This window comes from [Limnothrix rosea] IAM M-220, from assembly GCF_001904615.1.
GTDB lineage: Bacteria > Cyanobacteriota > Cyanobacteriia > Cyanobacteriales > MRBY01 > MRBY01.
Window position 1 is genome coordinate 1 of sequence record NZ_MRBY01000036.1, and the last position, 24850, is coordinate 24850.

At 47.2% G+C, this 24850-nt stretch carries 19 protein-coding genes; 8 read left to right on the forward strand and 11 right to left on the reverse strand.

Translation table 11 applies throughout. The features are described 5' to 3' along the window. Positions 1–169 precede the first annotated feature (169 nt). The 4 genes from NIES208_RS13255 to NIES208_RS13270 all read left to right on the forward strand — a co-directional run bounded on the left by NIES208_RS13255 (position 170) and on the right by NIES208_RS13270 (position 4282). Positions 170–442, forward strand: a complete 273-nt coding sequence (locus NIES208_RS13255; protein ID WP_075893465.1) for a hypothetical protein — start codon at positions 170–172, stop codon at positions 440–442. Next, positions 442–837 carry a type II toxin-antitoxin system VapC family toxin gene (locus tag NIES208_RS13260; protein ID WP_075893466.1) on the forward strand — a complete coding sequence of 132 codons (396 nt, stop codon included), beginning with the start codon at positions 442–444 and terminating at the stop codon, positions 835–837. The genes NIES208_RS13255 and NIES208_RS13260 overlap by 1 nt, the downstream gene beginning before the upstream one ends. Positions 838–2004: 1167 nt before the next feature. After that, on the forward strand, positions 2005–3624 hold the full coding sequence (locus NIES208_RS13265) for an AAA family ATPase (protein ID WP_139325063.1): 1620 nt from the start codon (positions 2005–2007) through the stop codon (positions 3622–3624). Between the two features lie 88 nt (positions 3625–3712). Further along, positions 3713–4282 (forward strand): Uma2 family endonuclease, encoded by a 570-nt coding sequence (locus tag NIES208_RS13270; protein WP_075893468.1) that lies wholly within the window; start codon positions 3713–3715, stop codon positions 4280–4282. Positions 4283–4297: 15 nt separating this feature from the next. Here the strand turns inward: NIES208_RS13270 and NIES208_RS13275 are convergent, their stop codons facing one another. Beyond that, on the reverse strand, positions 4298–4861 hold the full coding sequence (locus tag NIES208_RS13275) for a Uma2 family endonuclease (RefSeq protein WP_075893469.1): 564 nt from the start codon (positions 4859–4861) through the stop codon (positions 4298–4300). A 183-nt stretch (positions 4862–5044) separates the two neighbouring features. On the opposite strand from NIES208_RS13275, the gene metH reads away from it, so the two are divergent. Continuing rightward, on the forward strand, positions 5045–8593 hold the full coding sequence (gene metH / locus NIES208_RS13280; protein ID WP_075893470.1) for a methionine synthase: 3549 nt from the start codon (positions 5045–5047) through the stop codon (positions 8591–8593). Positions 8594–8851: 258 nt separating this feature from the next. Here the strand turns inward: metH and NIES208_RS13285 are convergent, their stop codons facing one another. After that, positions 8852–9463: a nitroreductase family protein gene (locus NIES208_RS13285; protein WP_235641393.1), complete on the reverse strand. Its 612-nt coding sequence runs from the start codon at positions 9461–9463 to the stop codon at positions 8852–8854. Positions 9464–9572: 109 nt separating this feature from the next. Here NIES208_RS13285 and NIES208_RS13290 point away from each other — a divergent pair, with 109 nt between their 5' ends. Beyond that, positions 9573–10235: a nuclease-related domain-containing protein gene (locus NIES208_RS13290; protein ID WP_075893472.1), complete on the forward strand. Its 663-nt coding sequence runs from the start codon at positions 9573–9575 to the stop codon at positions 10233–10235. Between the two features lie 42 nt (positions 10236–10277). Here the strand turns inward: NIES208_RS13290 and NIES208_RS13295 are convergent, their stop codons facing one another. Next, positions 10278–10463 (reverse strand): hypothetical protein, encoded by a 186-nt coding sequence (locus tag NIES208_RS13295; RefSeq protein ID WP_075893473.1) that lies wholly within the window; start codon positions 10461–10463, stop codon positions 10278–10280. 537 nt (positions 10464–11000) lie between these two features. On the opposite strand from NIES208_RS13295, the gene NIES208_RS13305 reads away from it, so the two are divergent. Together NIES208_RS13305 and NIES208_RS13310 are read left to right on the forward strand one after the other, a co-directional pair. Then, complete coding sequence (locus NIES208_RS13305; RefSeq protein ID WP_075893475.1) at positions 11001–13313, forward strand: CHAT domain-containing protein; 2313 nt, start codon at positions 11001–11003, stop codon at positions 13311–13313. Between the two features lie 201 nt (positions 13314–13514). After that, positions 13515–15761, forward strand: a complete 2247-nt coding sequence (locus NIES208_RS13310; protein ID WP_075893476.1) for a CHASE2 domain-containing protein — start codon at positions 13515–13517, stop codon at positions 15759–15761. Between the two features lie 240 nt (positions 15762–16001). On the opposite strand, the gene NIES208_RS13315 is transcribed toward NIES208_RS13310, so the two are convergent. The 8 genes from NIES208_RS13315 to NIES208_RS13350 form a co-directional block, all read right to left on the reverse strand. Further along, positions 16002–16547: a hypothetical protein gene (locus NIES208_RS13315; RefSeq protein ID WP_075893477.1), complete on the reverse strand. Its 546-nt coding sequence runs from the start codon at positions 16545–16547 to the stop codon at positions 16002–16004. 56 nt (positions 16548–16603) lie between these two features. Continuing rightward, complete coding sequence (locus NIES208_RS13320) at positions 16604–16930, reverse strand: glyoxalase superfamily protein (protein ID WP_075893478.1); 327 nt, start codon at positions 16928–16930, stop codon at positions 16604–16606. A gap of 44 nt (positions 16931–16974) precedes the next feature. After that, positions 16975–17877, reverse strand: coding sequence for an ABC transporter substrate-binding protein (locus tag NIES208_RS13325; protein ID WP_075893479.1), 903 nt, complete (start codon positions 17875–17877; stop codon positions 16975–16977). A 96-nt stretch (positions 17878–17973) separates the two neighbouring features. Beyond that, the gene (locus tag NIES208_RS13330) at positions 17974–18333 is read right to left on the reverse strand and encodes a VOC family protein (RefSeq protein ID WP_075893480.1); all 360 of its coding nucleotides are present in this window, start codon (positions 18331–18333) and stop codon (positions 17974–17976) included. A 61-nt stretch (positions 18334–18394) separates the two neighbouring features. Next, positions 18395–21001: a TonB-dependent hemoglobin/transferrin/lactoferrin family receptor gene (locus NIES208_RS13335; protein ID WP_075893481.1), complete on the reverse strand. Its 2607-nt coding sequence runs from the start codon at positions 20999–21001 to the stop codon at positions 18395–18397. A gap of 230 nt (positions 21002–21231) precedes the next feature. Beyond that, positions 21232–22068 (reverse strand): ABC transporter ATP-binding protein, encoded by an 837-nt coding sequence (locus tag NIES208_RS13340; RefSeq protein WP_084176636.1) that lies wholly within the window; start codon positions 22066–22068, stop codon positions 21232–21234. After that, the gene (locus NIES208_RS13345; RefSeq protein WP_075893482.1) at positions 22065–23087 is read right to left on the reverse strand and encodes a FecCD family ABC transporter permease; all 1023 of its coding nucleotides are present in this window, start codon (positions 23085–23087) and stop codon (positions 22065–22067) included. The genes NIES208_RS13340 and NIES208_RS13345 overlap by 4 nt, the downstream gene beginning before the upstream one ends. A gap of 348 nt (positions 23088–23435) precedes the next feature. Further along, on the reverse strand, positions 23436–24830 hold the full coding sequence (locus tag NIES208_RS13350; RefSeq protein ID WP_075893483.1) for an energy transducer TonB family protein: 1395 nt from the start codon (positions 24828–24830) through the stop codon (positions 23436–23438). Positions 24831–24850: the final 20 nt, after the last annotated feature.

Consider the following 24850-nt stretch of genomic DNA (forward strand, 5'->3'; position numbering starts at 1 on the left):
GCTTCAAAGCTCCTTCTTTAAACCTTTACAGCGACTTTTGCGTAATGGATAGCTTAATAAGAGAGGTGCCGAAGGCGGAGGGAGCCTCAGTAGGTTTCGCATCCTAACGAGAGATCCCCCTAAATCCCCCTTTGTAAAGGGGACTTCAAGATAAATTGGCGAATGTTTTATGAAAATTACAATTACTCGCAACGGCAAAATTCTTGATACTTTCTACGAGGGCGATCGCCATGATGGTCTAGAAAAAGTCTATGAAATCCCTGATGCTTCTAAGCTAGATGAAGCCACACGCCGGAAGAGTTTGGAGCGTCTGCTGGCAATACCGATGGAAGAAAAGCAAGATTTAATCGATACGCTAGAAATGCTCGAAGCAGAAAAACGACAGGCTTTTGAGGAGCTACAGGCTTCGTGGGGTGATGACGTGATGGAACAGTCTGCTTAATGTACTTGCTGGATACCAACATCTATGTGGCTTTTACGAAGGGTAACGCTAGCGTCATGAAGTTGGTAAATCGCCATTTTTTAGAATGTTATTTGTCTACTGTGGTTTTGGCGGAGATTTATGCCGGGGTTTATTGTTCGCAACAACGTCAGAGAAATTTAGAGATTTTAGAGACTTTTTTACAGTTAGTGCCAGTGATTGATTTTGATGAAGCGGCAGCACTAGAGTTTGGCAAGATTCAAGGGCAATTACGACGTATTGGTAAACCGAGTCAGCCCAATGATGTGTTGATTGCGGCGGTGGCAAAGGCGCGGGGTGATGTTTTGGTGACGGCGAACACGCGACATTTTGAAAATATTGAAGGGTTGCTGCTGGGGGATTGGACAAATGGTTAGTCTGTGGTCAATATTCCCCTCTTGGGATGGGCTAGGGGTGGGTTCCTCGTGGGTGGCGCAACCTATCGAAAAACCCCTTCCTCATACGAAAAGCTTCCCCAAGGAAGGACGGGAGGATAACTGATGACTGACAACTCTCCTGTCCCAAAGCTAGACCTTGCCCCAAAGCTTAACCGTCCCCTACAACTCTGGAACCCACTGGACTACCTTCGGCTGCTGTACTGGGTATTTTACTTTCCGCAGGCGCTAATTTTATACTCTCAAAAATTTCCTTCTCCAATATCAAAAAAAAGACTTTTTAGCCAAGGTCTAACACTCGGATTAGTATTGGCATTGATAACATTCTTAGCCCTGAGATTAATAGGCTTTCAAAACAATGAGTATAACGCCTTATTTTGTGTGTTTTTTTCAATATTAATAGGATATCTTTTTTATACAAGAAAATCGGTAGAGTCAGGAACTATTATATGTATTGTAGTTAGCATTTCTTCTAGTGCAGTAGGAGGCTTTATAGACGCAAAAATAGATGAACAGGTTATATTAAAACTTTCATTGATTCTTGGAGGTATTTTGGGTGTAACTCTTGGTATTGCCCGAGGGGTATTCAATAGGTATCAAGGTGTTTTGATTGATTCGTTAAGAAGTTTATCTGGCGCATTTATTATTGGGTCTACAGTTGGCTTTTCTATTGGTCTTCAACATGGCTTTAGAGTAGCTTTTTTTTGTGGTGTATCAAGTGGAATATTATCCGTATTAGCGAGATGTCGATTTGATAGTTGGCTTCTTACAAATTTAGAAATATTACAGAAGAAGCAATTCAGTAAATCTTACGTAAATACTTCGTTTATACCAATTCTAACTCTTCAAAAAATAATTCAATATTGGCTGGAAAAAGATTTCACGACAGGAATTGACAATATAAACCAACTACTGACCTTCTCATATCAGTTTATTCCATGTGTCGAAGCTCTAAATGAAACTCTTAAAAAAGTCCATAAAGATCAAATTATAAAGAAAATATCTTATCTGTCAGATAATATCAAGTATTTTGATGTTCTTGAATTCTGCTTTTTTGATCTATACCCTGCACTTTTAACTCAGATTTTTGCAGGGTTTATTCTCTTTTTTGAAATTCAAACTGACAGTCTAATTCAAAATTCTAATGTTTTGAAACTGAAAGTTTACCGTGAGGATTCTCTGCATAGTTTTGTGGCATTGGGATTTGTTTATCTCCATGAGAAAAAAGCGGCTTGTGCAGCTGAAATATTTAAAACTCTCCGTTCGATTGCCCATGGTGAGGAAATGTATCAACTTGCTTATAATATTTCGCTCTGTCAACAAGCGAATATAGCTGAAGATATTGAACAAGTAAAATTACAGTCTTTCCAAATAAAAACTTGTTTTCGACCGATCACTTGGCAAGCAATTTCAGGCTTTGAACGAGTCATTCAAGATACTCAATCTTTCCTCCACAGCATTGCCAAGCAAACCCGCTCCCTTGCTCTAAACCGTGCAATCGGTGAACTCACCAAAATCATTCAAACCCAAGATCAACTCCCCACAGCAGAACGAGGCTTAATCGTTGACATTGCCCAAACATGGAAAGCTGCCATCGAACCCCTCGCCCTAGAAATCGGTAGCGCAGAAATCACCCAACCCGTCGAAAATCCCTATGTCATTGGCGATCCCGTGATTGGTCAGAACTTTGCCGGACGTGATGACATTATGCGTCAACTCGAAGAACTGTGGATTACCAATAAAACTCGCCAATCCATTGTTTTGTACGGACACCGCCGCATGGGTAAAACCTCCATCCTCCGTAACGCCACCAGCCATATCGGTTCCACAGGGAAAGTCATCTACATCAACCTGCAACGCCTCGGCGAAGTTGAGGAAGGAGTGGGCGAAGTGCTCATTGCCCTCAGCGATGAAATTGCGATCGCCACAGATATCGAACCTCCCAGCGATGACGATTTACTCAAACTCCCTAAACGCAACTTTGAAAGATACCTAAAAAAAGTGCTGGCAGAAATGGAGGGTGATCGCCTGATTATTGCCCTTGATGAATTTGAAATCCTCGAAGACCTCATTGAGAAAGGCCAAATCTCCAAAGAATTTCTGGGATACTTGCGTGGACTGGTGCAGATGAGTCCAAAACTTGCCTTTGCCTTTGCCGGACTGCATACCCTAGAGGAAATGACCGCTGATTATTTCCAGCCTTTCTTCGCCAGCGTCATCCCGATTCGTGTGAGTTTCCTGAATCGTGAGGCAACCTTCCAACTGCTTGTTAGCCCCACCGAAGACTTTCCCCTCGACTATGAACCCGCCGCCCTCCAACGCATTTATGACCTCACCTTTGGGCAACCCTATCTTGTGCAGCTCATTGGTTTCCAGCTTGTGCGCCGCTATAACGATTATGTCTTTGAGCAAGGTAGACAGCGCGATAACCTCCTAACCACCGAAGATGTTGAAGCCATTATCACCGAGGACTTTTTCCGGAAAGGACGCTACTACTTTGATGGTGTTTGGCGACAAGCTTCTCAAGATACTGCCGGACAACAACAGATTATTAAAACCCTTGCTGTTTACACCGATGGCTTAAGCACCGCCGAACTTTTAGAGTTGCTTCCTTTAGATGCAGACATCCTCAAACCTGCCCTAAAAATGCTGGCGAAACATGATGTCATCCACGACATTTCTAGTGATGACGAAGAACCCCGCTGGCAAATCACAGTTGAGCTGTTGCGTATCTGGCTCGAAAACTATGCCCCAGCGATTAGTGAATGAGATTCCCAACTCAACGAATAGAGGGCGCATCGCGATAACGCCCCTACGAGAATGATTACAATGGTTGCGTGGTTGATGGAAAAATCTGATGGCAACAGTCGCCGTAACATCCCAGCAGTATTCCTTATCTGAGTTTTTGGCATTGCCTGAAACAAAACCCGCTAGCGAATATATCAACGGGAATGTTTATCAAAAGCCGATGCCCCAAGGAAAACACAGCACATTACAAGGTCGTCTCGTCACCGAGATTAATCGCATAGGACAACCCGAAAAATTAGCCTATGCATTCCCTGAACTTCGTTGCACCTTTAGCGAAAGATCTCTTGTGCCAGATATCGCTGTATTCGAGTGGGCAAATATTCCTGTAGACAACAATGGCGAAATCCAAAATCGCTTCACTGTTGCCCCCGATTGGGTTATTGAAATTTTGTCTCCAGAACAAAGTCCACCGCGCGTCATCGAGAAAATCCTTTTTTCCATACAACAAGGTTCAAAACTAGGCTGGTTAATCGCCCCTGATGACTATTCCGTGACAGTGTTTCATTCTGACAAACTTGCTGAGTTCAAAGAACAAGACGCTACATTGCCCACACTATCTATCCTCGAGAATTGGCAACTGACAGCGACAGAACTATTTAGTTGGCTACGCCTAATCTGAAAATAAAAAGTGATTTTAAGGAAGCTCAAATAATTCTTGAGGCGAAATATCCAATCCCGGAAATTGAGGTGAGATGATTTTTTCTATCCCGCTAAAAACAGTTTCATCGTAAAGACCTTCATTAAAAATCAAGACTGTTACTTTCTCTTCTTGTGGGTCAACAATCCAATATTCTGGGACGGCGATCGCCGCATATTCCGACCGCTTGTAACGGTAATCCCGTGTGGCCGATTCTGGACTAACAATTTCAACAGCAACGAGAGGTGACTTTTCGAAAATTAAAGCTTCATCTAACAACTCCATAAAGTATTTTTCCTCAATTACCATCAAATCTGGCATCCGGGATTTTCGTTCTGTTGTTCTTAAACCAGCTTCCTTCAAGCAGACCCAAGATTCCTCGCGCTGCTGGAGTTGTGCCGTAAAAAGACGTTCTAAACGTTGCGCAATCAAAAAATGCAGCCCTTTCGGTGGTGTCATTGCAATTAGTTGTCCATGTTCGAGTTCGTAGCGGGTATTTGTGCCATCGTCGTATTGGCAATATTCTTCAAAGCTGTAGCGTTTTGCTGAAGTTGCAACCATCACACACGGCTCCTGCGCTGAAAGAATTCGTCTCGTCTATTCTATCTAGCCAGCAAAAGATAGCGGCGATCGCCCCCCAATAACCCAAATATATCGATATCGAGTATTTCTAAAGTTTTGGTTAAGGGTTCACGCTAAAATAATGAACTTAGCTTGCTTTGTTCCAGTCCCTCGAAACAATCTATGAAAAGTGCTTTTCTCGATCGCCTCAATAGTCCCGAACGTCCCGTCCTCGTATTTGATGGTGCAATGGGAACAAATCTTCAAGTGCAGAATCTCACTGCCGAGGATTTTGGTGGCGCGGAGTATGAAGGCTGTAACGAATATCTTGTCGAAACGAAGCCCGAAGCCGTGGCGATCGTCCATCGCGGTTTCCTCGAAGCCGGGGCAGATGTCATTGAGACCGATACCTTTGGTGGTACATCTATCGTTCTTGCAGAATATGATCTCGCCGATCAAGCCTACGAACTCAACAAAAAAGCCGCAGAGCTAGCAAAATCCGTCACAGCAGAATTTTCCACCCCTGAAAAGCCTCGTTTTGTAGCAGGCTCCATTGGCCCCGGCACAAAGTTGCCCAGCTTGGGACATATCGATTACGATTCCCTCGAAAATGCCTTTGCAGAACAGGCAGAGGGTCTTTACGATGGCGGCGTTGATCTGATGCTCGTCGAAACTTGCCAAGATGTGTTGCAAATTAAAGCGGCTCTAAATGGTATTGAAAAGACTTTTGAGAAAAAAGGCGATCGCCTGCCGATAATGGTCTCAGTGACAATGGAAACCATGGGCACAATGCTTGTCGGTACAGAGATATCAGCAGCAGTGGCGATCCTCGAACCCTACAAAATCGACATTTTGGGTCTGAACTGTGCCACCGGCCCCGACCTGATGAAAGAGCACATCAAATATTTATCAGAACATTCCCCTTTCATTGTTTCCTGCATTCCCAATGCCGGTTTGCCGGAAAACATTGGCGGCCAAGCCCACTACAAACTGACGGCCCTCGAAATGAAAATGGCGATGATGCACTTCATCGAAGACCTTGGAGTACAGGTGATTGGTGGTTGTTGCGGCACTCGTCCCGACCACATTAAAGCCCTAACCGAACTGGCCTCTGAACTCAAACCCAAAGAACGCCAGTCAACCTACGAACCATCAGCAGCATCCATTTATAGCACCCAGCCCTATATCCAAGACAATTCTTTCTTGATTGTTGGTGAGCGGTTAAATGCCAGCGGTTCCAAAAAATGCCGCACGCTACTCAATGAAGAAAACTGGGATAGCCTCATTTCCCTTGCCAAATCCCAAGTGAAAGAAGGAGCCCATGTCCTTGATGTGAACGTTGACTATGTGGGTCGCGATGGTGTGCGGGATATGCACGAGCTAACTTCGCGACTGGTTAATAACATCACATTACCCTTGATGCTCGACTCCACCGAGTGGGAAAAAATGGAGGCCGGCCTCAAGGTGGCAGGGGGAAAATGTATCCTCAACTCCACTAACTATGAAGATGGCGAAGAACGTTTTTATAAGGTGCTTTCCCTCGCCAAAAAATATGGTGCGGGTGTGGTGATTGGCACCATTGATGAAGAGGGTATGGCGCGGACAGCGGCGAAAAAATTTGAAATTGCCAAACGTGCCTATGATGCTTGTTTGGAGTATGGCATTCCTGCCCATGAAATCTTTTTTGATCCCCTAGCATTGCCTATTTCCACCGGTATTGAAGAAGATCGCCTGAATGGTAAAGCAACCGTTGATGCCATCAAACAGATCCGCGATGAGTTGCCCGATTGTCATATCATTTTGGGTGTTTCTAATATTTCCTTTGGTCTAAACGCCGCTTCCCGTCAAGTGCTCAATTCGGTCTTTCTCCATGAATGTATGCAAGTGGGCATGGATGCGGCCATTGTTAGTGCCAGCAAGATTCTTCCCCTATCAAAGATCAGTGAAGAGCACCAAAAAGTTTGTCGTGATCTGATCGGCGATCACCGGGAATTTGACGGTGATATTTGCATCTACGATCCCCTGACCAAACTAACAGAATTATTTGCAGGAAAAAAGGCCAAGAAATCCGAAGCCATCGATAAAAATCTCCCCATTAATGAGCGTTTAAAACAACACATTATTGATGGCGAAAGATTAGGTTTAGAAGATGCCCTAAAAGAAGCATTAGAAAATCATCCGCCCCTCGACATCATTAATATTTTCCTACTTGATGGCATGAAAGTTGTCGGCGAACTATTTGGATCTGGGCAAATGCAATTACCCTTCGTGCTCCAGTCTGCCCAAACCATGAAAGCCGCAGTGGCATTCCTCGAACCCTTTATGGACAAAGAAGAAGGCGATGATCGCGGCAAAGGAACATTTGTCATTGCAACCGTAAAAGGTGATGTCCATGACATCGGTAAAAACCTAGTCGACATCATTCTTTCTAATAATGGCTACAACGTCGTAAACCTTGGCATCAAACAACCCGTTGAAAATATCATTCAAGCCTACGAAGAACATCAGCCAGACTGCATTGCCATGAGTGGTTTGTTAGTGAAATCGACCGCTTTCATGAAAGATAATTTAGCTACTTTTAACGAGCGTGGCATTACCGTGCCTGTGATTCTTGGTGGTGCGGCGTTAACCCCAAAATTTGTCAATCAAGACTGTCAAAATACCTACAAAGGCCAAGTAATCTATGGCCGCGATGCCTTTGCCGATTTGCACTTTATGGATAAGCTCATGCCCGCCAAATCTGCGGAAAATTGGGACGATCTCAAAGGCTTCCTCGATGAGTACGACGAAAATGCTAGCAATGGCCATGCCGAAACCAATGGGTCTGTTGCCGTCGCCGCAGTTGAGGCAAAACCAGAAGAACCAGAGATTATTGATACCCGCCGTTCCGAAGCTGTCGATCCAGATATTGAGCGTCCCACGCCACCATTCTGGGGCACAAAGGTTTTAACTTCGGCAGATCTCGATTTGAAAGAGTTGTTTTGGTATTTAGACTTACAAGCTTTAATTGTCGGTCAGTGGCAATTCCGTAAGAAGAAAAACCAAACGAAGGAAGAGTATGACAAATTTATTGCTGATGAAATCTATCCTCTCTTAGAACAATGGAAGCAACGGGCGATCGCCGAAAACCTCCTCCACCCAACCCTTATTTATGGTTATTTTCCCTGTCAGTCCCAAGAAAATAGTTTGATTATTTACGATGCCGATAAATATGCAGCGGACGGAACCCTAGAGCAGGTGGCGAAATTTGATTTTCCCCGCCAAAAATCCGGCAGACGACTATGTATTGCCGACTTTTTTGCCGGCGTAGATTCCGGTCATGTGGATGTCTTTCCGATGCAGGCCGTGACCGTTGGTGAAATTGCCACCGAATATGCCAAGAAACTCTTTGATAATGACGAATACACCGATTACCTTTACTACCATGGATTAGCCGTCCAAACTGCCGAAGCCCTAGCAGAATGGGGTCATGCCAAAGTCCGTCGAGAGTTAGGCTATGGCGATCTAGAACCAGACAATATCAAAGATATGTTGCGCCAAAGATACCAAGGGTCTCGCTATAGTTTTGGCTATCCCGCTTGTCCCAATATCCAAGACCAATACACCCAGTTAGAGCTACTAAAGGTTGACCGCATTAATATGTACATGGACGAAAGCGAGCAGATTTATCCCGAACAATCCACGTCTGCCATTATCACTTACCATCCCGTTGCTAAATACTTCAACACTTAAGGTCAGTACGCTCTAAAAGCCTAAGAACAGTGATGGGTTAGACAGAGAATACATAGGTTGATGCAACGACTTCTAGACCACACAACAAGCGAAATTAGGAGGTGGAATATTTGTGCAAAATCACCTCGAAAAGTCGGCACTATCACTATATTTTTCAGAAACGATTGTCGTGGTTAGTAAGACTGACCAAGATTGACATTGATGGCACATCTTTGATCACAAATCTTTAGGATAGTGCCCATGGCTCTGCTCTGAGTCCTATTCGAGCAGGCTGTAGCTCTGTTCCCAGCGATCGCCGAACACGATGTCGGATAAAGGTTTACGAACCCGTGGTGACGCTTCCCGCTCCCGTAAAGCTTCATTATCAAGACTGCCAAGCTCACCAGGATAACCGATGGCCACAGCAGCAGCAGGCTCAAACCCAACAGGGATTCCATAAACCTCGCGAGCTTTATCTTTGTCGAAGCCACCCATCTGATGAACCCGTAGTCCCATGGCCTCCGCTTGGAGGGTTAGGTTCGCTAGGGCTTGACCCACATCGTACATTCCATAGGGATTCGGGTTATCATTGCGAGTAAATCGCTGTTTTCCGACGGAAATCATTAGGATATCGGCATTTTTTGCCCAGACTTGATTCCCCTCAACGATGCAATTTAGCAATTTCTGGTAGGCCGCAGCATGACGCTTGGTTGCCACAATAAATCGCCAAGGTTGTTCGTTAAAGCACGAGGCAGCCCAACGTGCCGCTTCGAGGAGACTCCCAAGTTTGTCAGCTTCTACAGGGCGATCGCCATCAAAAGCAAGCGTACTGTAGCGTTGACGGAGCAAATCATGGATCGGATAGTCCGTTTGGGCTGGTTTTTCCATCATAGATTAGGTGCAAGATAATAATTTAGGTATGGGGAGTAATCCCTGTCCTATGATACAAACTTCTTCCACTCAGACGAGCGCAGCACACCAATTCACGACAGGCTAATGTATGGTTGCCTTCTCCAGTAAAGCGGGACAAAATGTGCGCCAAATGGCAAAGCGACGGCGCTGGCAATCTTGGCGTGCGTTTTTTGGGGCATTGATGTTGCCGCTGCTAGTCGTGTTTATGTTTCCGATTTTGGCACTACAACTAGGTTTTGTGATTGCCATTTCCCTTGTGGCGATCGCCGTTTTTGGAGCCATTGCCTTTGTCTTCCGGGGGCTCGATCTATGGGAAGCCGCCGACCGTGCCGATCTAGGCGCGAGGGCAGAAGAACAAGTGGCCGAAGTTTTACAGACCCTAGAACCAAAAGGCTGGGAATTTCAGTACGGCATGAGATTAGACCAGGGCTTGGGAGATGCCGATGTCATCTGTGTTTCACCGCGGAAAAAGACCTACGTGATTGATGTCAAATCCCACAAAGGAACCGTTATTTTTCAAGATCACCGTCTCCACCGTCGCATGGGGCGAACCATCTATCCCTTTAAGAAAGATTTTTTGCAGATTGTGATGAAGCAAGCCCTCCAGGTGCGAGACAAAAAACAGTGGGATTTTGTCACCCCAATTCTCGTTTTTACCCGGGCACAATTAGCCGTTTCCCAGAAAAAGATTCGTGGTGTTTATGTCATTGCTCAAGATGATCTGGTTAATAAATTACAAGAGCTGGGCTAGGGACTATGGGTTTCATGATTTATCGATTTAGGCAGACAATTTTTAAAGATTATTTAGATACAAAAAACCGTCTAAAGCAATGAATTCGCGTGACTTTTCGCCTTTTTCCTGTAGACTTTTGGTTGTCTTACCACTGCACTGTCGTGTTTTTTCACTGACGGTCGGTGTTTCAAGAATTTCTTGATCAAAGGGAAAAAGGAAATGTCTAAAAGCTTCTAAAAGTTGCATAGATTTAAGTCTCCAAAAAAAGAATCATTGTCGCAGTGTGTTGATATTTTTTTCAGTATCACTTTTAAGCGGTTAGCTTTTAGTGACTGAATTAAAGGTGAAAGATGTTCCCTATCAGGTGAAAAATTGCGCGTAGAAATCTGCTTTTTTTTGTGATGTTTATTACAGTAGGCTTTAGGATTTTACGGGTCACTAATTTGGCAATGCAGGTCGTAATTTTGACACTGCAACAAGTTCTTCCAATGGAACACATGAAGTCCGGATATTTTATGGTTGAGCATTGTGAGGGTTTGATAAAGATCAAAAGGCCTGTGGCGATCGCCTTTAGTGATCGCTTTCAATTAGATTCAGTTTGCCTATCCGGATCATTTGTGTGTGATTTCTGTTTAGATTTGAGCATTTTTTGGGGGACAATATTAAAGACTCTGTAAAGACTGAGGTTTGGGGATTAAGTGTAGCGACAAGAGTGGAAACATTTTTCCGACAAGTGTTATCAATAGGTGTGAGGTGTTCGCACAGTTAAACCCGTAAGCCAGCATGTTCCAAGACTTCCAACTTTCAATTACACATCTGGGAGAGGATCGTTATCTACTCCGCACAGAAAATATGGCGGCTGGTGTTCCCGTAGCAGAGGAACAGGTGCAATGGGATGTCGAACATTGGCTTACCACTGCTCAAAATTTGATGAGCGATCCCCTATCGCGCCTATTACAGGGGACGGGTCGCCTCAGTGCACAAAATCGTTTAGTAACACCGGATACGGATTTGGCTTCGCTAAGTATGACGGAAGTGCCAGCGGTGGCGACTACGTTAATGGAGTTTGGGCAGCAGCTCCACCAAGCGTTATTTTTTGGTAGTTTGCGTGATAGTTGGAGTAAGGCACAGGCGATCGCCCACAATCAAAACCGCATTTTACGGCTGCGACTAGGGTTTAAAGAAACCCGTCTGTTTAGTTTGCCTTGGGAAGTGATTAATAGTATCGACACCACCGATGGTGAAATTGAAAGTTTAACGACGGGCATTGAAACGAGCTTTTCTCGCTACAACAGCAAAATCCAAGGCTTGCCAGACTCACCGTCCATGGATGATGTGGCAGAACAAACCCTGAAAATTTTAATGGTGCTCGCTAGCCCGGCCGATCAAGATCGTTTGGAATTGCGCCAAGAGGCAGCCCATTTACAAAGTGAACTGGATAAAGAAACAGTACCCGGCACGCCACCTTTAGAAGTGACGATTCTGGATAATCCGGGCCGACAAGAACTGACAGAAATTCTTGAGCAAGGGCAGTATCAGGTTTTCCACTATGCAGGCCATAGTAATTTAGGGAATTCCGGTGGCGATATTTATTTGGTTAATCGCGAAACGGGTCTGACTGAATCCGTCGCCGGGGACGATCTAGCTGGGCTACTGGCGAATAATGGTGTGCAATTTGCATTATTTAATTCCTGCCATGGGGCAGATGGCATCGCCAACTATCAAGCTGAAAGCACCACAGAAAATAATTTAGCTCAGGCACTGGTACGACGAGGCATCCCGGCTGTGTTGGCCATGTCTGCCCAAATTCCAGATCAAGTGGCTCTCACCTTTACGCGGTTGCTTTATCGTAATTTGCACCAAGGGTATCCCATCGATTTTAGTTTGGGGCGGGTGCGGCAGGGTCTCATTTCGGCCTATGGTTCCCACCAGTTGTACTGGGCCTTGCCTGTGCTTTATATGAATCCGACTTTCCATGGTCTGTTGCAACATCGTCCTCTAAATCGTGAGGGGTTGGCGGAGTTGATGCACATTTCGGATTTTGAGCTGGCGACTTTGTCCCCGGAAGATGAGGCACGCTTGGCGATCGCCGACTTGACAGTCTCCGATAGTGATTTCCTTGCGGATGAATCCGATGAGTCCCTCTTTGCGCCTCCCAATCAGCTACCCTCGGACACCGGGGAAGAAACCGCCTTTATAAAAAATATTTTGGCGGAAATTAGTTCTGATATCCAAGACATCAAAGAAGATAAACAACCCCAGCCCCACACTCCAAATCAACCTAAAGGCTTAGTCATCGCTCCCCGTGGCCAGGCCACACAGTTTGTCCGGCGCTATCCTTGGCAAGTAGCCCTGGGTCTCACGGCGGCGATCGCCCTAGGTGGCAGTCTGTTGTGGCAAAATCTCCAGCAGCGCTCCCTACAAGTGCCCCTCCAAACAACCTCGATTCCCAGATCAGAAAATGTCGAACTCGCAAATTTCAGTAACGAGACACTACTAGAACTGGCACGCCAACGACAGGGTGACTGGTCGCTGCTTTATCGCATTACAACCCACCTTCTCGATCAACAGGCATTACCCCAAGCCCGGTCAGTACTCTACGAAATTGCCAATACCGACAGCGTTGACTTTGCCCAATACAATTTTTTGAGGGGTCGCTACGCTTGGCAGCTTATTTTGAAAGACTCACTAGATAATGCCGACGGTGCCAGCCTTGACGATGTGCGACGCTTTTGGTCAACAGCCTACGACAATGATCCACAACAACCCTACTACCTCCATGCAGCCGGTTTTGCCGACTATGCCGCGGCAAAATATGACGCAGCCGCCCAAACCTGGACAGAGGTCATCAACCAATCCACATCCGATCCGCCACTCCTAGCACAGGCCTATGCAGGCTTAGCCTTAACCCTTTATCAAAATGCCCAAACCCAGTCTGGGGAAGCCCAGCAAAATTTAGAGGGTAAAGCGGTGAAACTACGAGATAGCGCCTATAGTACGGACCCCGAAGGTGTGAGTATCGAAGCCCTCAGTCAAAACTGGCTCTGGTCAGAAACGGCGATCGCCACCTGGCAGGATTTAGGAAAACTCGACTAATTGTTTAGTGCCGAGATCAAAGCCAAAAAAAGTCACGTACTGAAATAACCACGAATTACCTTGACCCCGATACAATTGAGGTCATCTTATCCATCCCTTGCGGATCTAGAAACAGAGATTGACCTTTAACAATCCTGATTTTGTCCAGCGATTCAGGGAAACAACAGCAGCATCTATTTCTTTCACATTGAGTAATTTCCTGTGTGGCAACGCCTTAAAGAATTTAGTTGGAATTGGCGCGGTGTTCTCGTAACAACGCCAACCATTGCCACATTAGTTTGGTTACTGCGCCTGAGTGGTTTCCTCGAATTTGTTGAGCTAGCAGCCTACGATCAGTTTGTGCGCTGGCAGCCTCCCGAACCTCCCGATGAGCGTATCGTCATTGTCGGTATTGAAGCCGGTAACACCACCCAATCCGACGCAGTTTTTGCCGAATTATTAGCAAAGTTGCAGACGATGGAACCGCGCCTCATTGGTCTAGATATTTATCGTGATGTGCCTGTGGATCCGGGTCACGACGACCTTGTGGCAATTTTTCAGAAATATGACAATATCTATGGCATTGAAAAAATGGTCGGCGAAACCCCTGCCGAAACTGTGCCGCCCCCCGAAGCCCTTGCTGAGAAAAATCAAATTGGGTTTAATGATTTAGTCACCGATTCTGATGCCCGCATCCGGCGTTCTCTTCTCGCCATTGATGATGATACGGGACAAGACCATTATGCCCTCAGTCTCCTGTTGGCCGGTCTATATTTAGAGCAGGACGGGGTGTCCATCGGTGCGGCGGCAGGGACAGGTTGGTATCAGTTTGGCGATGTTATTTTAGAGCCTTTATACCCCAATAGTGGTGCCTATATCGGTATTGATAATGGTGGCTATCAGATTTTAATTAATTACCGTGGTGCAACTAATGCGTTTGACCAGGTTTCCATGGCGGATGTGTTGTCTGATAAAGTTGACCCCCATTTATTCAGCGATCGCATCGTTCTCATTGGTGATGTCACGGAGGTGAACAAAGATCTATTTCCTGTACCCTACACGCTGTCTGCTAAGGAGCGCATGCCGGGGGTGGAAATTCATGCCCATATGACGAGCCAAATTTTAAGTGCGGTGTTGGATGGTCGCCCATTGATGCGCAGTTGGTCTGAGTGGCAAGAAAATCTCTGGATTTTATTTTGGACTGGGGTCGGAGCCTCGCTGGCATGGGGTCTGCGGAATACGGGACAGGGTAAGGCTTGGTCATGGGAACGGCTCGTGGGTTTGGGGATAATGGTTGTTATTTTGGTGGGCAGTACCTATGGCGCAATTGTGTCGGGTTTGTGGCTCCCTGTGATTGCGCCGGGTCTTGGTTTGTCTCTATCGGCGATCGCCATTACGGCCTATATTGCGCGCTCTGCGGGGGAAATTCGCAATACTTTTGGGCGTTATCTCAGTAATGAAATTGTTGCCACACTGCTTGAAAGTCCAGAGGGTTTAAGGCTGGGGGGCGAGCGCAGAACGATTACTATTCTCACGTCGGATCTACGGGGTTTTACGGGAATTTCCGAGCGTCTCGATCCGGAAGAAGTGGTGAAACTGCTCAATTTATATTTGAGTGATATGGCCGATGTGATCACAGATTATCTGGGCACAATCGATGAGTTTATGGGGGACGGTATTTTAGTTCTCTTTGGTGCGCCGTTACCCCGTCCCGACGATCCTGAACGGGCGATCGCCTGTGCCATTGCCATGCAACTAGCCTTAGGTTCGGTGAATGAAAAAATTGCAGCCTTTGGTTTAGCGCCCTTTGAAATGGGTATCGGGGTCAATACGGGGGAAGTGGTCGTTGGCAATATCGGCTCAGAAAAGCGGGCGAAATATGGCGTTGTCGGCAGCCAAGTGAATCTCACCTATCGCATCGAATCCTATACAACGGGAGGACAAATTTTAATTTCTGAGCATACCTATGAATTGTTGAAAGATGTCCTTGAAATCCGTGGTACGCAGCAAGTTTCTCCCAAGGGCGTAAAGACAGCCATTACGATCTATGAGGTAGCCGGAATTCGGGGTAAATATAATCTACGGTTGCCGGAAATTATTGAAGAGTTTTACGAGCTACCAGAGGCGATCGCCGTCGAATTTTCGGTGCTGAAGGGCAAAGATATTGTCGAAACTAGACAAACAGCCCACATCACTCGCTTAGCAAAACGAGAAGCAGTATTGCAGTTAGCAAGCGACCATGGGTCAGCCAGACCCGAAATTTTGTGGAATTTAAAGTTGAACTTTTTACAGCCAGAGACTGAAGAATTGGGTGATGATTTCTACGCCAAAGTCGTGGAAAATTCTGACTTGGCTGCGCCCTATTTTCAGATTCGCTTTACGATGCGTCCGCCCCTGATTCACGCTAAATTTTCGCGGATTTATCAAGCGGCTCAGAAGTCGGCAGAAATGGCAACTACATCACAGTAGAGACGAGGTTAGTCGGGAAATGACACGGGGAGAAGGGGGCAGGGTGACGCGGTGAATGGGTGAGAAGTGGGAGGAATGAACTGTGCAATTTCAATTGTTAGATTTGGATGTTTTTTGCTCAGTTTTTATTTTTTTATCGCCATGTCCCTCAATCTCCGTGTCACTCAATCTCCGTGTCCCTTACTCTCCGTGTCCCTCTTTAACGGACAAAAAGTGAAAATATCCCAATCTATTCCTCGGCTAGGCGATCGCCTCTAGAGCTGCCTGCATCGCTTGGCGTTGTTCCGTGTCATAGCCCCATTTTTGGTGGAAGGTAGCGTACTTGCCTTTTTCTGTTTGGATGGCTGTAATAAGTGCCTGCCTCTCTTGCTCAAAGGGATTGTCGTCTGTGCCGTCGAGTAATGTATTTAATAAGTTAATGGAGCGCCGCTGGACTTGTTCGGAACCCGCCTGTTGTTCAAGATTATTATTCCGTCCGTGGGCGATCGCCATTGCCGTGGACATGGCTAAATTTTTCACGACAATTTCACTAATCTCTGATGCTGTGGCGCGAAACGCCTCAAAAAAAGTATCGGGAACCTGATCAGCAAGGGGGCTATTGCCTGTGAGATAGGCCACAAAAAAACCCCGCACACCATTACGGCTCGTCAGCAGACTTTGCAGATCTGCCAAGATGCGTTTCTCTGGCAAGGTTTGTGCTTCCACCTGTTGCAACCATTGTTGGGTAAAGGTGATGGCCTCTTGAAAGGATAATTGCTGAAGGTCTGGTGATGTATTCGTCGTCATAATCAAATAAAAAAGATGAGTGCTAAATAAATTGTAAGTTTTAAAATTTGAGAGGTTTAGCTTGCGCCAAGACGTAAACGGTTACCGTCAGGATCAGTGAGGTGGACTTCTCTCCCCCAAGGTTGCTCGATGATTGCCACCCCAAATTCGGTGGCGATCGCCTCAAGATTTTCGACATAGCCATAAACGAGGGTATTGGGTCGAGCATCTCCCTGATGTTCTGACAAATGCAGTCCAATCGCGCCACACCGCAAAAACATATAAAGCGGAAAACCCGGCTCAAACTGATGTTCCCCTTCTACGACAAATCCTAAACGGGCATACCACTTTGCCGATTCGCGGGCATTGGAAACCAAAAAGATGGGGATGAGGGTTTTCACCATGCCTTAATAGCTCCACAACTGATTGTTTACAGAGGACTAACAGCTTAATTAACAGCGGTGCTCAGCTCCTGCAATTTTTGACTTGCTGTTTGAATCGCTGCGATACTGCCGGGATTAACCAAGCCGTAGTAATCGAAAGTATAAACACGGTCATTTTTTACCGCATCTAGCTCACTCCAAAAAGGCGCAGATTTTAGCTGTTCGAGGGAATCATCGCCCACATCAACGAGCAATAGCATTTCAGGATTTGCCTCAAGGATTTTTTCCGGGGACAACGTGATATAACCCTGCTGAGGACTGTTACCTTGCAACTCAGCAACGAGATTATTCACCGCAAACTGTTGCAGTAGATCACCCGCCCAACTATCGCGATTGGGAGCCATAATCGGCTGATTACTCACAAGCACGATCGCCGAATCAGTAGCCTGAGGCTCAGCGGGTAAGAAACTGGCATATTCCGTGAGTAAAGGCTCTGGATCTGCGCCAATTTTTTCAGCTAATGTTCGGGTCAACTCTTCCAGCGATCGCCAATCAGGCACTGCTACCGCCATCGTTTCAATGCCCACTTCATCGAGCTTTTCGAGGATCTGGTCATGGAAGCCCACTGCGCCGATTACCAAGTCTGGTTGGAGGGCAACAATCTTTTCGAGATTGGGTGGCGTGCGTCCCTCGCTGACCTTAGGCAGATCACTAAACTTTGGATCTTGGGCAAGCAAACGACTGCCAGAAACGCCGACTAAAGAGTCTTCATCTAGGCGGTGGAGAATATCGGCTGAAAGGGAAGTTAAGGCTACAACTTTAGTTTTGGTAGCCGGGTTTTCAGCAGTAGCCGTTGTTTCAGCAGTTTCATTGGTCACAGGAATATTGGCATTGGGTGCTTGGGCGCAGCCGACGGTTAGGGCAAACAGTAGAAAACCAATGGTGAGTTTTGATTTTAGGGGCAACATAATTTTTCTAAATTTAGTTTTTGGTAGGGGTTTAGCATGCTAAACCCCTACAGAGAATGTGTTTCAGTCGTTATATTCAGCTAGCAAAATCAATAATTATTCGGCAGCTTTAGGGGTGGGTTCGAGCAAACTCACCAAATGTCCTTGGGGACTGCGCACTGCTGCAACTTTCCCGAAAGAGGGTTCCCGCACTCGCCCTTCGAGGTTGCCACCAAGAGCTTCTAGATCGGCGATCGCCTGATGCACATCATCAACCGTAAAACTCAAGATGGGCGAACTACCCGTTTCTGGAGCTTCATTCGCACCATGAAAGGCGATCGTTGCCCCATCTGCCTCGATTTCTGCCCAGCCCGGCGTTTCGACCTTGACGGGTAAACCGAGACCTTCTTTGTAAAATTTCACAGCTCCGGCAACATCCTTAACCATGAGCATAATGTGACGAAATTGAGTAGCCATTAAAAATATCTCCTAAGCAAATCAATGGGTGAAAAAGTAAATAATTTAAAATCGCGAAATCCTAAAACTGCCAGCTCAACCCTGCCCGTAAACTGATGCCGGGCTGCGCAAAACGACTAATGTCTTCCGGTTCTGGGGAATTCAATAGCGGTTGCACATCGGAATATTGGAAATACTCCGTATTAAACAAATTAAAAATACCGAGATTTAGCTTTAGGTCTTCCGTGATGTTGTAATAGCCTAATAAATCCACCACAGTATAGGCATCAGGACTATAGGAACCCACCGGGCGATCATCGCGCAGACGAGGTTTGCCCACAAAAGTAGTGACCAGCTCTGTCCCCCAACGATCATCTTTACCGCGATAGCGCAACCCAAGCACCGCCTTAATCGGATCGACACTTTCAAGGGGTTGATCTGCATCTAGATCATCCCCCACAGTCCAGCCCAAACTACCTAAAACACTGAACCCATGGTCTTCATCACTAAAGCGATATTCTCCCGCCAGCTCTAAGCCGTAGGTACGGGCATCATTGATATTTTGTGACTGGAATAAAAAGACTGGAGCACCACCGATAAATCTTGTGCCAGCGCTCGCAAAGGTTTCAATGAAATCATTGTATTTACTATAAAAACCCGTCAGACTAAAGTTTCCCCGCTCAAATGCACTGCGAATACCGAGCTCAAAGGTGTCGCTCGTTTCTGGCTTGAGATTAGGGTTTGAGAGGGTTTGATACCGGAAAAAGGGACTTGTTAAGTTGGTAAAACCCGCATTGATTTCACTATAGAGCGGCGATCTAAAACCTCGCGCATAACGACCGACAAGGGCAACATTGGGCGTTGCTTCCCACAGAAAACCGAGATTCGGTGAGAGAGACGAATCGTTAAAATCAGCGGCTTGTGCCTCAGGGCTATTGTTTTCAAATAGCTCGTCGGAGGTGACATCAAGGTTGTAACTGTCGTAGCGAATCCCCGGCAACAGTGTAAAAGTATCGGATAGTGCTAACTCGTTTTGAAGAAAAATTCCAAACCGTAGGGTCTCTGCGTCGGGAAAATCCTTAACGGGAAAATTATCGGCTCCCACTCGGTTGGAGCTGCTAGTTAGATTACCGGCGGCATCAAATATCTGTTCTACACCGTCTCGCACTCGTTCGTTCCGGGTATTTGAGATATCAAAGCCGTAGGTCAAAATATTCGCAGCGCTACCGATGTTAAAGCTACTTTGCAGTTGTACATCGGCTCCTAAAATTTCATCGGTAAAACGATTGTCTAAGTTTCGGGTGCGGCGATCGCCAGTCAGAGGACTGACGAAATCTTGAAAGCGAAACTCATCGGTACCGGAGTCTTGGTAATACACCTGAAGCTGGGCTGCATCAAGAAAACCCTCTGTCGTTTCGCTGTTATAGCGATAAGCAAGGCTATAGCGATTACGGGAAAATTGCGTTTCTGTGCGTTCGTCATTGCCCACAAAGCCCCGTGGTCCAATTAAGTTTGCGGCAATAATGGGCGCGACTTGGTAGTTAGTATCGCTATCAAAAATTTCGGTGGTAAAGGCTAGGGTTGAGGTTTCATTAATGTTGAAATTGATTTTGCCAAGGAAATTATTGGTATTGGTATAAAGATCATCGACAAAATCATTATCTCCCGGAACCCTTGCTTCAAAGGCATCGCGGCGGGTATAGCCCAATAAAAACTCAACGTTATCGGCTCGGAAAGCCGTAACTCCGGCATTGAGCCACCCTTTATCAACGCTGTCAATATTGGTGGTGAGACGTGTGACCCAGTCTTGATCGGGTTTATCGTTCAGCAGATCCCTTGGTTCAATTGTCCGAAAATTCACGACACCGCCGAGGGCATCACTACCAAATAAGGAAGAGGCGGGGCCACGACCGATTTCTACTTGTTGCAGACTTTCAATATCGACGTAGTTTCGACCGAGGGAGGGTGTCCCAAATTCAAATTGGGTCGGTAGGCGGATACCGTCGGTGAGCAGCAGCACACGGTTACCGCCGAGGCCTCGAATGCGGACATCTTGGAGGCCGTAGCGGCGATCGTTACCGATGGAAACATTCGGTTCATAGCGGGTCAAATCTCGTAAATCTTGGCTTAAGGTGCGGTCGATATCATCGCGATCAATAACGGTAACGGAGTTGGGTGTGAGGGAAACGGGACGGGGCGATCGCGTGCCGAGAATGGTGATCTCTTGGTCGGCAATGATCAAATCACTGGGATTTAGCACATAGGCTAAAAAGCTAGACCGGATGGACACTTCAGTGGTGGGGGGCGCATCGATACCCATGACGCGCACTTGGAGGCTATCGTTGGTAAGCTGGATAACGCTCACTTCGGCAATATCTGGGGTGGGATTAGCGGCGACGAAACTATCTGTGGTTTCTAAGGCAAGGGTGGCATTTTCGATCGTGGTAATGAAATCATTGCCGTCCCGCTGAAATTTGCTGGCATCGATATTCAGGGGTTCGCCGTCGCTGGTCTCTAGGACAATTTCATAGCCGCCGTCCCAAGGTTCAAAGCTAACGGCAGTAACGGTTTGTCGTTTTTCTGCTTGGGCAATCAGAGAGGTGGGAGAGGCGATCGCCCCATTAACCGTAGCAACAATGGGTACACCACAAAGGAGGCTCAAGGAGAGTCGAGAGTAAAAAGATTTCATGATTTTGTAAATGTGAATGTCGAATGAACTAGTCCTTTGCACCAGTCTTTCAAGCTCCTTTTAGGAGAGGTTCGGGGCGAGTTTTCGGCGGCTGATTGGCGCAACCGCAAGAATCCCTTCCGCCTTCGGCACCTTCCCCAAGGAAGGAGATTGATTTAGCGTTTAGTGACTTTTTGCAAGAACTCTGTTGAATGGAAAACGAAAATAAATCAGATTAGTTGGCGCTAATCCTAGGCGGGGGAGAGAATACAGACCTGCAAACCCACAGGGGTATTGATGGGCACTGCTTCTACACCGAAGCCGAGACGGAGATTTTCGGGCGTGACCACGGCGGCAGGTGCACCGAGGGCAAAAAGTTTTCCTTGCCGAATCATGGCGATGCGATCGCTATAACGGGTGGCAAGATTTAGCTCGTGGAGCACGGTAATGACAGTGAGGTTTTGGTCATGGTTTAACGTTTTGAGAAGTTCTAAAAGTTCTAGCTGATAGTGCACATCAAGGAATGTGGTCGGCTCGTCCAATACCAAAATCTTCGGATCTTGGGCGAGGGCTAAGGCGAGAAAAGCCCGTTGCCGTTCGCCGCCCGATAGCTCAGTGATGGGGCGATCGCCGTAGTCAGACAAATTGGTTTGTTCTAATGCCCAGCTAATTTGTGCTTGATCGGCTGAGTTTAGCTCCCATTGCCACCAATCTTGGTGGGGCGATCGCCCTAAACCGACCAACTGACGCACGGTTAATCCCGTAGGAACTGCTGACTGTTGGGGCAAAATGGCGAGCTCTTTGGCAACTTCGCGTGGCGATCGCCGGTGAATCGCTTTCCCATCAAGATGAATGACTCCTGATTGGGGTTGCAAAATACGGCACAACAAGCGCAATAATGTCGATTTGCCGGAACCATTTGCTCCCACTAAAGTGAGCCATTCCCCCTGCTGCACGGTGAGATTAATGTCCTGCACAATGGGCTTTTTGTTGTAGCCACCCGTGAGATTTCTCGCCGCGAGTATGGGACGTTGCTGGGGGTCGGACAAGGGGGCGATCGCCTCCGGTGAAGTTTTTGAAGTGCTCATAGACGACCTCCCAAACCCCGACGATAAAGCAAAAAGATAAACAAAGGCGAGCCGAGTAAAGCCGTCACCGCCCCGACAGGCAACTCCACCGTGCCAGACCGCGACAGCAAATCCGCCAACACCAACATCCAAGCCCCCGCCAGGGTCGATAGGGGCAACACCCAACGATAATCCGAGCCGACCAACAACCGAATGCCGTGGGGAACCACTAATCCGACGAAACCGATTAGCCCCGCAATACTGACCGCACTAGCCGCCAGCAAACTGGCCGTCATGCCGATAATGATGCGGGAGCGGGTCAGGGAAATCCCTAAACCGACTGCCATATCATCACCGAGATTGAGCAAATTTAAAGGGCGACCTAACAAGCAACCCACCAGCAGCGCAACTCCGACATAGGGGGCAACCATCTGAATATCGCTCCAGCCGCGACCATTTAAACTGCCGACAAGCCAATTTAAAGCAGCCTGAATGCGCCCATCATCCGCCATGAGTAATAAGGTGGTTTGAATCGCGCCAAACAGCGAACTCACCGCAACACCCGCTAAGACCAGACGATCTACGGCTAAGCTGCCGCCGACATAACCCAAGCAGTAGACCACCACCGCTGTCATTAGAGCGCCCAGCCATGCTCCCAGCGGGATCCAAGCGGCAAAAACATTGAGGGTAATAAAGGCGATCGCCACCAAACCCGCCCCAGCCGAAATGCCGAGAATAAACGGATCAGCGAGACCATTACGCAGAAGCCCCTGAAGCAAAGCCCCCGATAGACCCAGCGCCGCACCGACAACTAAGGCAACGACAATGCGCGGCAACCGTAAATCCCAAATAATCGTTTGGTATAGGGGATCCCCCTGATGTTGCAAAGCCTGCCAGAGCTGCCCAGTACTGAGTGGAACAGCCCCTTGGCATAAAGCCAATATGCTAGAGAAAAAGACCAAACCGAGCATCAAACACAACACCGTAACACTACGATTTTGCGAAAAACGCTGGGAAAAGCCCCGAAGACTAATCACCATAGGAATAAAAAATAGCTATAAAAAAAGAAATAAATGTCTCGATAATTTTTATGGCCATCGCTATGTCTGAAATCCAAGGGCGATCGCCTCGAAAAACAATTTAATTTGCACCGACCTCTGGCGAATCATCAAAAAAAATTGCGAGGGATTGTCAAGATTCAAAATCGCTACGTAACATAAAAACTATCGATGTGAATGTCGATATAGGAGGGCAAGTTGGCGCTTGTCCTTTTTCTTTGCCAATGTTCTTGACCAAGGAATGGCAGTATTGGCAGCAAAAAAAATGATAAAAACTAGAATTTTACGAACTGGTAGGATCGCCCCGGGCAAAATAGGTTTTTAACATGATTAATTCTCCGGTGATGTAGAAACAGGTGCTGGTGCAGCTGCTGGTGCTGGCGCTGGCGCAGGTGTAGGGGCAGCCACAGGGGCAGGTTTTGGCGCTGGCGCAGGCGTGGGGGCAGCCACAGGGGCGGGTTTTGGCGCTGGTGCAGGCGTGGGGGCAGCCACAGGTGACGGGGTTGGTGCTGTGACTTGAGGTGCTGGAGTTGGCATGGGCGCTGGCGCTGGTGCTGTTGCCGGTATGGGTTGTGTGGCTGGGGCTACGACATTCTGAGGGGGAGTTTCCGGTGGCTTGGCTGGCTGGGATGGTGGTGTCGATGACGGCGATCGCCCAGAAATCTCAGGCGTTGATGGGGGAGCAGCAGTCGTTGCCCCAGTCGTATTTATGCTCGGCGGCTCAGTAACAACGGGTTTTGCAACGGGGGCCGGCTTGGGCGCGACTGGCGGATTATTTTGCTGTTGTTGTCGGCGAATTTCATTTTGCCGCTGAAATTTTGAACCTTGCTCTTCATAGGTCACCTGCACATTGCGCCGCACACCATTATCCGGCACAGTATCTGGAGCAAAACGCCATTGGCTCAACGTTTTTAAGGTTTGTCGATCTACCGCTGGATCACCGCTAGACTGGCGCAGCCGCACTTCCACCGTGCCGTCAGGACGAATGTTCATATCCACTTTTGCAGCGGTTTCTGTGCCTTGGTAATCAGGTTTTGGACAGCTCAGGCAGGTCAATTCCGGAGCTTTTTTCGGATTCGGCTTCGCTGCTGGTGCAGTTGTTGTTGAAGTATTGCCGGGTTTGGTTTCCCCCTCGATACCACTGCCAATGCCATCGGTTGTGCCGCTCGGATCGCCGTCGGTTTGATCATTTCCGGAGGTTGCTTGACCGAAGCCCATACCGTCATCTTCACCGGCTTGACCCATTACACCAAAGGCCATTTGCCCTGATGTTTGTCCGGCTTCTAAATCTCCATTTTCATCGCCAGTTGTTGTGGCAGCGGCGGGATCAACTGCTTCGTCATTATCGAAGTCAGACGCTTTTGATTGCGGCGTTGGGGCATATTTAGGTGTGAGATTTTTTTCTGGTATCGCGGCGATCGCCGTGGTTTGGGGGATGACATCGGACGGGGAATTTTGGACAACCGCTTGGGATTCTGGCTCGAAACGATCTTCCTCTGGCGCAATTTCTTCCTCTGGTACATCGGTAATGACAAACTCCAACTCTTCTATTTCTGAAGTTTTTGGAGTCCTGTCAACGGTGAGTATATTGCGGAAAAACGAGACGGGCGAACTCATCACCCAACCATGCAACACAGTGGAGGCGATCGCACTATTAATCAGTAAAATTTTGAGCAGCTTAATATCCCGTTGTCGCTGCTGTTCGAGGAGATCGGATGTGTTCATGGCTGCTGAATAGATACTCA